The organism is Pseudomonas sp. p50(2008), assembly GCF_015351605.1.
Lineage (GTDB): Bacteria > Pseudomonadota > Gammaproteobacteria > Pseudomonadales > Pseudomonadaceae > Aquipseudomonas.
In genome coordinates, this window is sequence record NZ_JACMYF010000040.1 from 1 (window position 1) to 1,440 (window position 1,440).

General features: G+C 57.8%; 2 protein-coding genes. Both read right to left on the reverse strand.

All coding sequences use genetic code 11. From position 1 onward, the window contains the following. Window positions 1-828 (reverse strand): lytic transglycosylase domain-containing protein (locus tag H7698_RS31090; RefSeq protein ID WP_194693899.1); only part of this gene is annotated, 828 nt, incomplete at its 3' end. Next, a partial coding sequence (locus tag H7698_RS31095) for a CpaF/VirB11 family protein (RefSeq protein WP_194693900.1) occupies window positions 812-1,440 on the reverse strand: 629 nt, incomplete at its 5' end. The genes H7698_RS31090 and H7698_RS31095, both read right to left, overlap by 17 nt.

Consider the following 1,440-nt stretch of genomic DNA (forward strand, 5'->3'; position numbering starts at 1 on the left):
GCTTTCAGGAACATCGGTGTTTAGGTGAACCTGCACCTTGGGTTGTTCTGGCGTCTGAGCTTGTCCAGTAGGCGCACTCTGGAAAGCCACGGCCTGCACTGGCGCCACTTGTTGGCCGTTTTCGTCGGTCACGATCACCCACGGGCCACTTTGTTGCTGTGAGGCTCTACGAGCGCGCACAGGTGCCTTGCTTGCCCCTTGCGACGGAACGGCCATGGCAATCGCCTCATCGCCTTCCAGCGCCTCTACAGCTGGCACAATTGGATCGGTGGCAGTGGGATTGAGAGCGCCGGTAACAACCTTTGCCACATACGATGGATCGCCTGGCTTGTCCGGCTGGTATCCACGGGTGCGATTGCCGCTGTAGTACATCGAAAACGAATCACGCAACGCTTCTTGCGGTTGAGCGCCCGAAGTCAGCGCTTTGGTGTAGTTCTTCACCATGAGATCGCTGATTGCCTTGAGGTTCTGGCAAGGCTCAAAGGCTTCGGCATAGGTCATGCCCATGGCGCGCATGTTGGTGACCAGGAGCTGGCCGATTCCCACCGAGAAACGCTGACCCTCCCGCTCCAGTCGTTCAGCGGTGGCCACCGCCTCGCGCAACGACTGGGGCTGACGCTCCAGCCGTCCACCTACAACCCCAATTGCATAGGGGTTGTAGGTCGATTCATTACCGATCAGGGACTTCAGCGTTTGCTGGTGAACTGTCGGTGCACACTTCGCCGCCAGTTCAGAGAAAGGCATAGGGGCAGACTCATCGGCCCAGGCCTGGCCGACCGTACAAGCCAGAGCCAGCATCGTTACCGCGAACTTAGGCAGCTTTTGCATATTGCACCTCCGAAATGTAGCGGCGGCCGTCGAAGCCGTATTCCCACTGAATGACTACATCGATCAGTTGCCGCGAATACTCGACCAGTTGGTTTTTGGTCATATCCGCACCACCTCGGGCAGCCATTGAGGCCAACCGGTCAAACATCATTTCCGGCGAGTCCGCGTGTATCGAGGACAGCGAGCCGCTGTGACCGGTGTTGAGCAATTCCAGAAACGGGAATGCCTCACCGCCGCGAATCTCGCCCATGATTGCCCGGTCGGGCGTCAGCCGGAGGATCGATTCAAGCAAGTCGAACGGCGTCACCTTGGCGCGGCCTTGGGCGCCGCGTGAATAGAGCAGGTGAACCGCGTTCCGGGCTGGTATACGGATCTCACGGGTGTCTTCAATCGTGACAATCCGCTCATGTGGATCAATGTGCTGCAGCATTCCGTTAAGCCAGGTGGTTTTACCGGCGTTGGTGCCTGCAGAAATCATGATGTTCTTGCGGGCCTTGATGATGCCGATGAAAAACTCTTTCCAGCGCTTGGCCCGGTACAGCTCTATCAAGTGATCGTCTGAATAGTCGGAGTGCGCCCGAGGTTTGTTGATGTGCTCGAACGCGCCAAATT